A 7,159-nucleotide genomic window follows, 5' to 3' on the forward strand; every position below is an offset into this window, starting at 1 on the left:
ATCATTTTACTGTTTATATAGATAAAATTGAGGGTAGTGTATTTATGCTATGTGATATAGATTTTTGACACTACCACTTTATACAAGAGGTGAGTCTATGAATATTGCGATTGTCTACAGTCATACAAGTAAATATGCACATATTCTTGCATCACAGATGGCAAAAACTGCAAGAACACAGGCAATTTCCTTTCAGGACTTTGATTTTCATGCCCATGTTGATCTTCTTGTATTAGGATTTGATTGTCCATGCTTTGGTAAACCAAAGGAAGTGGAACAATTCATTATGCAGCTTGATCGTCACTATGTGAAGAATATTGCTTTATTTTCTACATTCATGTTCTCATCAAAGGCATTAGATGATATGTCTGATTTATGTATGAAACAGGATCTTCCACTTATGCGAGAACAATACTGCTGTAAACTTCCAATAGAACTTCATGCTCATTTATCAGATAATGCGATCAATGGCGGTGTTATCTATGTAGATGATATGATTAATATATGTAGAAATTATTATTGACAGCGTGAAGCTGTCTTTTTTAATGCATAAAAAAATACTCCCGAAGGAGCATTATTCAATCACCATCGCATTTGGAATAGGTGCTTTTGGATCTTCTTTATTAAAGTGATCATAGTAAAGAATACCTTCAAAATGATCTAATTCATGCTGTAAACAGATAGCTGTAAAGCCTCTTGCGACAATAGTCACTTCTTGATCTGTTAGGGCATCATATCCCTTAACAGTTACTTTAGCACTTCTAGGTACAATACCTGGCTGATCTTCAGGAACAGATAAACATCCTTCACCATTCTTTAAATAAGCCACTTTCACTGCATTTGCTACAATACGTGGATTAACAAGTGCCCACTGATCGCACTTTACAATATGACCTTCTTCATCTACAGAAGGAATATAAATTGCACACATTCTTTTTGGAATACCAATCTGAATAGCAGCAATACCCACACCTGGTCTTAAATCATACTTTTCAGCTTTTTCTTCATCTTGAGAATCTACGAGATATTGATACATTTCCATTAAAGTATGACGATCTTCATCACTTAATGGTAAAGATACTTCTTTAGATTTCTCACGAATTAAAGGATTTTTATCATCGATTACATTTTTCATGCTTAACATTCTTCGTTTCACCTCTGTGTCATTATAACAGACTCCTTCGCTTTTTCCAATTATGTATACCCTATTTTCTTTTAAGCCTATTTCATGTATAATATTTTTAACATAGGAGGTATTTTAACATGTATGATTATCCATTAGAACCAGATTGGTCAACAGAAGAAATTATCGAGGTTGTTGGGTTATATAATGCAGTAGAACAGGCTTATGAAGAAGGTATAAGTTCTAAAGAATTCATGGAACATTACCGTGCATTTACATCTATTGCAGACTCAAAAGCTTTACAAAAACAATTAGATAAAGCTTTTGAAGAAGCATCTGGCTACTCTATTTATAAAGTATTTAAACGTTCTCGGGAAGAAGAGTGGGTTAAACTATGAACTTCATCAAGAAGACACAAATGATGTTTAAACGTACTGGTACAGATAAAACAATCTATGCCTGTACGATTTTTCTCGCATTATTTGGGATTGTGATGATTGGAGATGCTTCTGTAGGTATGTCGGCAAGTGAAGGCTCTAATTTTGCGACTAAAAACCTATTGAAACAATGTTTATTCGTTATAGTAGGCTTAGGTTTTATGTTCTTATTTGCGCGTGCCTATAAAACACGTCGTATATCAGAAACATTAATGCTTGTCACTTATGGTGTATGTATTCTTATGATGCTGACATGTATAATGTGGACAATCAATAATTCTCATGCTTGGATCAAGATTGGTCCATTTACTATTCAGCCTGTAGAATTTATGAAGCTGACCTTAATCATATTATTGAGTTATATATTTGGTGTCTTACCAGATCAGATACGTATTTCTCCATGCTTATCAAAAGAGAAAAGAAATAAACTTATCTGGCGTAAAGCAGTTGTCTGTGTGTTCTTTCCAGCCTTTCTTGTCATTTTCGCATTTTTAATCTGTTGGAAGGTACAGAAGGATATGGGAAGTGGTTTGATATTATTCATTATGGCAACATGCCTATTCTTTGCGACACCATCTCAATACTATCGTCCCTTTAAGATTATTGGCTTAGTTGGAGTATTGTTTCTAGTGCTTATCTTTATTCTGTTTCATAATTTTTTCTTAAAGAGTCATCAGATGGCACGTATTTCATCATGGCTGAATCCATTAAAAGATATCTATGGTACTAACTATCAGATCATCAATGGTTTTGTAGGATATACAAATGGTGGCTTGATTGGCCGTGGCTTTGGGAACTCTATTATGAAATTTGGTTATATCCCAGAAGCACAGAGTGACTTTATTTCATCTATTATTGTAGAAGAATTAGGGCTTGTAGGTTTTGCAGCTTTCTTTATTCCTTATTCTATTATTATTTATAGACTCTTTAGATATGCTTTTGCGATTAAGGATTCAAGAGAAAAATTAACACTTATTGGAATTGCAAGTTATTTCTTTGTTCATTTAATGGTTAATGTTGGTGGTGTATCAGGACTTATTCCGATGACTGGTGTGCCTCTCCTATTAATAAGTGCAGGTGGTACATCTACCTTAGTTGCTTTAATAGGAATTGGTATAGCTCAGGCTATTATTGCGAAATATAATCGTGAAAAGAAGCAGGAGGCAATTGAGAAATCATTATGATCTATGACTCAATAAAAGAACTTATTGATGCAATTAAAGAAGAAGAATGTTTTAAAAACTATCACTCTTCTTTAAGTGTATTTGATTATCCAGATGTTAAATCTTTGATGAATGAAATGAATAGACTTAAGGAAGAAAAGGAAGATCTGGCACGCTTTGGCAGCTATTGTGACTCGTCACATATACAAGAACGTATGACAGATATAAGAAGAGAATTGTATCGCATGCCAGAGATGAATGCTTATTTAGAGTCTTATAGTGAACTCAATAAGATGTTAGATGAAATTACAGATATTGTCTTTGATGATATCAGTGATGAACTCGCAAAGGGAAGGATTGGAAGAAGTTATGCGCGTTATAGCAGGTAAATATAAAAGTAGACAGTTAAAGGCTGTCCCTACAAAATTAACTCGTCCTACGACAGATAAAAATAAAGAGAATCTTTATAACATGATTGGTCCTTATTTTGATGGAGGAATTTGTCTTGATTTATTTGCAGGAAGTGGAGGCCTTGGTATAGAGGCATTAAGTAGAGGAATGGATGAACTTTATGCAGTAGATAAACAATATAAGGCATTTCAGGTTATTAGAGAAAATATTAATAGTTTAAAGATTACAAATGCGCATGTAATAAAGGCTGATTATCGTAAAGCTTTAGGTACTTTTAAGGAAGAAGGAATTAAGTTTAGTCTTGTATTATTAGATCCACCTTATGGTATGAAAGTTAATATGGATATTATTCATACATTAAAGGATAATGGAAATTTAATGGATGGCTGTATTATTGTGGTAGAAGACTTAACTGAAGAAAAGCTTGAATATGAAGCACCATTTAAACTTATTAAAGAAAATAATTATGGTATTACTTGTTTACAGATTGTGAAATACGAGGAGGCTGCAATGTGATAAAAGCAGTATATACAGGGACATTTGATCCTGTGACCAATGGCCATCTTGATATCATTGAACGTGCATCTAAGATGTATGATGTACTTTATGTGACTATTTTTATTAATCCACATAAGACATGCTTATTTACTGTAGAAGAACGTGTGGAGATGTTAAGAGAAGCAACGAAGCAGTTTCCCAATGTTGTCATTGACGAAAGCAGTAGTCTTGCTGTAGAGTATGCAAGGGAAGTAGGGGCACAGGTATTAGTGCGTGGTTTACGTGCAACAGAAGACTATAACTATGAGTCTCTCATGTGCTTTACAAACCAGTATTTAGATAACGGCATTGAAACTGTCTTTCTAATGACACGTCTTGCTTATACATTTGTATCTTCTTCATTTGTGAAAGAGATTGTATCTCATAAACATAGTGTAGAAGGACTTGTACCAGCATGTGTTGAAGAAAAACTAATAGAAAAATACAGGGGGTAGATTATGCGTTTATTATTAAAAAATGCACATTTGTATCGTCATCAAGCATTTAGTGATACAGATGTATTGATTGAAGATGGCATCATCAAGAAGATTGGTGCATGTAATGAAGAAGCAGATCAAGTCATTGATCTTCACGGAGCACTTTTATCTCATAACTTTATTGATATCCATACACATCTTCGTGAACCTGGCTTTGAACATAAAGAAACTATTTCTACAGGTAGTGCATCTGCACTTTATGGTGGATATGGTACTATTGTTGCAATGGCCAATACATTACCTTGTATGGATGATAAGGAAACTATTGAAGACTTCACTAAGCGTTGTGAAAAGGATGCACAGGTAAAAACTTATACTTATAGTGCTATTACAGAAGAACTAAAAGGCCAGAAGGTTGTTGATATGGAAGAAAATATTAAACAACCTATTGTTCTTGGTTTCTCTGATGATGGTAAAGGTGTCCAGAAGGATGAAAAGATGAAGGAAGCTATGACCCGTGCAAAAGCTCTTGATTCTATCATTGTTGCTCATTGTGAAGATGAATCAGAATTACATGGTGGATGTATTCATGAAGGTCATTATGCGAAAGAACATGGCTTAATTGGTATTAATAGTGCAAGTGAATATAAACAGGTAGATCGTGATTTACATCTTGTAGATGAAATTCACAACAGATATCATATCTGTCATATTTCGACAAAAGAAACAGTGGCATTACTTGGTGCAAGTCGTGCACGTGGTGAAAGAGTCAGTGGTGAAACATCACCTCATCATTTAATTTTGACAGAAGATAACATTCAGGATTGTCATCCTAACTATAAGATGAATCCACCTCTTCGTACAAAAGAAGACCGTGATGCAATCATCAAGGCAGTGAATGATGGAGTCATTACTGTTATTGCGACAGACCATGCCCCTCATGCAAGAGATGAAAAGAGTAAACCAATTGATAAAGCACCATTTGGAATCATTGGCTTACAGCATGCTTTCCCACTTATTTATACATATATTGTAGAAGAAGGCTTAATTAAATTAGAGACAGTTCTTGATTGTCTTACTACTGGACCTGCCAAGACATTAAATTTAGATGCTTCTATTGAAGAAGGTATGAAGGCAGATCTATGTGCATTTGACTTGAATAAGGAATATACAATCAAAGAAGAAGACTTAAAGTCTAAAGCATGCAATACACCTTTCTTAGGATGGAAAGTAAAAGGCGCTTTAATTATGAATATTGTCGATGGACAATTATTAGTGGAGGAATAACATGAAGAACTATCAGGATTTTCTTACAATCAACTACAATAAAGAATTAATTCCTGGTCTATTTGAAATGGAACTTGAAGGAGAAGGGGCTCGTTTTATTACAGCACCTGGTCAGTTCATCAATATTAAGATCAACGACTCACTTCAGCCATACTTAAGAAGACCAATGAGTATCTTAGATTATGATAATACACATATTAAGCTTATTTATCGTATTAGAGGTGAAGGAACTAAGATTCTTTCAGAAAAGAAACCAGGTGAAAAGCTAGATGTGTTAATCGGTTTAGGTAATGGTTTTATTGATACTGATTATAATGAAGTGATTGTCGTAGGTGGGGGAAGTGGTACACCGCCTATGTATGGTCTAGCAAAAAGACTTATTGAAAAAGGTGTAAAGGTGACTGCAGTACTTGGATTCAATGGTTCTTATGATGTGTTCTATGAAGAAGAATTCAAGAAACTTTGTCCTACTTATATTTCTACAATGGATGGCACTTATGGTACTAAGGGTACTGTGATTGATGCCATTAAAGAAAATAACTTAACTTTTGATCATTACTATGCATGTGGTCCAGAACCAATGTTGGATGCATTAGTAAAGAACTTCCCAGACAATGGTTCTCTTTCTTTTGAAGCAAGAATGGGATGTGGCTTTGGGGCCTGCATGGGATGTTCATGTAAAGTAAAAACTAAACCATATAAGAGAATTTGTGTAGAAGGCCCTGTCCTTTCTTCAGATGAGGTGATTATCAATGGCTAATTTACATGTAAAACTACCAGGACTTGATATGAAGAATCCTGTTATTCCAGCAAGTGGTACTTTTGGATTCGGTTATGAATTTACTAAGTTCTATGATATTAATGTATTAGGCTCTATGAGCTTGAAGGGTACAACTCTTGAACCACGTTATGGTAACCCACTTCCACGTATTGCGGAAGGACCTTCTGGTTTACTAAATGCGATTGGTTTACAGAACCCAGGTGTTGATGAAGTCATCAAGACTGAATTAGTTAAACTAAGAGAAGTCTATTCAGGAAAAGCTATTGCGAATATTGGTGGCAGCTGTGTGGATGATTATGTACAGACTGCTGCAAAACTAACTAAAGAAGACTGTATTGGTGCATTAGAACTTAATATCAGCTGTCCTAATGTTCATGCAGGTGGTATGGCAATGGGTACTGATCCTGCCATGGCTGCAGAAGTCACTCGTTCAGTTAAGGCAGTGATCAATAAACCATTATATGTCAAACTATCTCCAAACGTCACTGACATAGTCGCAATTGCGAAAGCAGTAGAAGAAGCGGGTGCTGATGGTATCTCAATGATCAATACTCTTGTTGGCATGCGTTTTGATATCCATTCAGGTAAGCCTATTATTGCGAATAAGACAGGTGGTTATTCAGGACCAGCAATCTTCCCTGTCGCTTTAAGAATGGTTTATCAAGTATCTCAGGCAGTTAATATCCCAGTTATTGGTATGGGTGGTATTTCTACTGGTAGAGATGCAATCGAAATGATGATTGCAGGTGCAAGTGCTGTACAGGTTGGTTGTGCTAACTTAGTAGATCCATATGCATGTCCTCGTATTATTCAGGAAATGAATGATGAACTAGATGCAATGGGTATTGAAAATATCACTGATATTATCGGAAAATCCCATCAATATAAATAAAGAGTGCTAAGCACTCTTTTTTATGCGTGTGCCGGGCATGGCACTAATTCAGTCGGAGATAGTCTGACCACAGGTATTTACCGCCAAGTGT

The 7,159-nt window shown here is 35.2% G+C and carries 10 protein-coding genes; 9 read left to right on the forward strand and 1 reads right to left on the reverse strand.

All coding sequences use genetic code 11. From position 1 onward, the window contains the following. The first annotated feature begins 97 nt into the window (after positions 1-97). A complete protein-coding gene (locus tag ABUA27_RS11485) occupies positions 98-523 on the forward strand; it encodes a hypothetical protein (RefSeq protein WP_022424704.1) in 426 nt (141 codons plus the stop codon). A 51-nt stretch (positions 524-574) separates the two neighbouring features. Here ABUA27_RS11485 and def read toward each other — a convergent pair whose 3' ends face one another. Then, on the reverse strand, positions 575-1,144 hold the full coding sequence (gene def / locus ABUA27_RS11490) for a peptide deformylase (RefSeq protein WP_022424705.1): 570 nt from the start codon (positions 1,142-1,144) through the stop codon (positions 575-577). A 119-nt stretch (positions 1,145-1,263) separates the two neighbouring features. Between def and ABUA27_RS11495 the strand changes: the two genes are divergently transcribed. Genes ABUA27_RS11495 through ABUA27_RS11530 form a run of 8 tightly spaced genes read left to right on the forward strand, consistent with a single transcriptional unit; the run spans position 1,264 to position 7,068 of the window. Beyond that, positions 1,264-1,521 (forward strand): UPF0223 family protein, encoded by a 258-nt coding sequence (locus ABUA27_RS11495; RefSeq protein WP_349820748.1) that lies wholly within the window; start codon positions 1,264-1,266, stop codon positions 1,519-1,521. Continuing rightward, a complete protein-coding gene (locus ABUA27_RS11500) occupies positions 1,518-2,744 on the forward strand; it encodes an FtsW/RodA/SpoVE family cell cycle protein (RefSeq protein ID WP_129982106.1) in 1,227 nt (408 codons plus the stop codon). Before ABUA27_RS11495 ends, ABUA27_RS11500 begins: the two co-directional genes overlap by 4 nt. Further along, the gene (locus tag ABUA27_RS11505; RefSeq protein ID WP_129982105.1) at positions 2,741-3,112 is read left to right on the forward strand and encodes a YlbF/YmcA family competence regulator; all 372 of its coding nucleotides are present in this window, start codon (positions 2,741-2,743) and stop codon (positions 3,110-3,112) included. Before ABUA27_RS11500 ends, ABUA27_RS11505 begins: the two co-directional genes overlap by 4 nt. Then, entirely contained in the window at positions 3,093-3,650 is a 558-nt protein-coding gene (gene rsmD / locus ABUA27_RS11510) for a 16S rRNA (guanine(966)-N(2))-methyltransferase RsmD (protein WP_129982104.1), read from the forward strand. The genes ABUA27_RS11505 and rsmD overlap by 20 nt, the downstream gene beginning before the upstream one ends. Further along, on the forward strand, positions 3,647-4,126 hold the full coding sequence (gene coaD / locus ABUA27_RS11515; protein WP_129982103.1) for a pantetheine-phosphate adenylyltransferase: 480 nt from the start codon (positions 3,647-3,649) through the stop codon (positions 4,124-4,126). Before rsmD ends, coaD begins: the two co-directional genes overlap by 4 nt. A gap of 3 nt (positions 4,127-4,129) precedes the next feature. Continuing rightward, the gene (locus ABUA27_RS11520; RefSeq protein WP_022424711.1) at positions 4,130-5,395 is read left to right on the forward strand and encodes a dihydroorotase; all 1,266 of its coding nucleotides are present in this window, start codon (positions 4,130-4,132) and stop codon (positions 5,393-5,395) included. Position 5,396: 1 nt separating this feature from the next. Then, positions 5,397-6,155: a dihydroorotate dehydrogenase electron transfer subunit gene (locus ABUA27_RS11525; RefSeq protein ID WP_129982102.1), complete on the forward strand. Its 759-nt coding sequence runs from the start codon at positions 5,397-5,399 to the stop codon at positions 6,153-6,155. Further along, complete coding sequence (locus tag ABUA27_RS11530) at positions 6,148-7,068, forward strand: dihydroorotate dehydrogenase (protein WP_129982101.1); 921 nt, start codon at positions 6,148-6,150, stop codon at positions 7,066-7,068. Before ABUA27_RS11525 ends, ABUA27_RS11530 begins: the two co-directional genes overlap by 8 nt. The last annotated feature ends 91 nt before the right edge of the window (positions 7,069-7,159 follow it).

The sequence above is a fragment of the Catenibacterium sp. RTP21428st1_D7_RTP21428_210409 genome, assembly GCF_040227455.1.
GTDB classification, from domain to species: domain Bacteria; phylum Bacillota_I; class Bacilli_A; order Erysipelotrichales; family Coprobacillaceae; genus Catenibacterium; species Catenibacterium mitsuoka_A.